At 61.2% G+C, this 533-nt stretch carries 1 protein-coding gene; it reads right to left on the bottom strand.

Features of this window, described 5'->3' with window-relative positions:
• Positions 1-299: 299 nt before the first annotated feature.
• The coding region (locus tag JK635_RS28965) for a dienelactone hydrolase family protein (RefSeq protein WP_202655522.1) at positions 300-533 on the bottom strand (234 nt) is incomplete at its 5' end.

Genomic DNA, 533 nt, shown 5'->3' on the forward strand with positions numbered 1-533 from the left:
ATGAGAAATAACGAAGAGAATGCAGCGCGTCTGGAAGACCTGATGAAGATGCCGCCGATGACGCCGCAGCAGCATGCGGAAATCATGCGCAAGCGCATCGTCGGGCGCCACGCGCTGGAGGAAGCGCGCGACCGCCGGCATCTGGGCCTGGACGACGAACTGTTTCCGGGTTAGTCCACATGGCAGGGGGGCAGCGCGCCAGCACCTGCCCAGCTTCCCGATTTTCAAGCAGGGGCAATGCCTTCACGGCCTTGCCCCTTTTCATTTTTCACGCCATTTCCGCCAGGCGGGTTTCCTGCTCAGAGCACCTTGCCCAGGAAGGACAGCGACATGCCGTGCGCCACTGCGGACGCCTTCTGGTCGTAGGAGGGCCGTTCCCAGCAGTTGAAGCCATGGTCCACGTCCGGATAGGTCTCGATCACCGCATTCTTCGCATTGCCAAATGCCGCCTTGACCGCATCGACTGCGCTCCGGGTGATGTAGTGGTCCTTCTCCGCGAAGTGAAAGAGGATGGGACAGGTCACCTTGCTGGC

Source organism: Neobacillus paridis, from assembly GCF_016765675.1.
GTDB lineage: Bacteria > Bacillota > Bacilli > Bacillales > Cytobacillaceae > Neobacillus > Neobacillus paridis.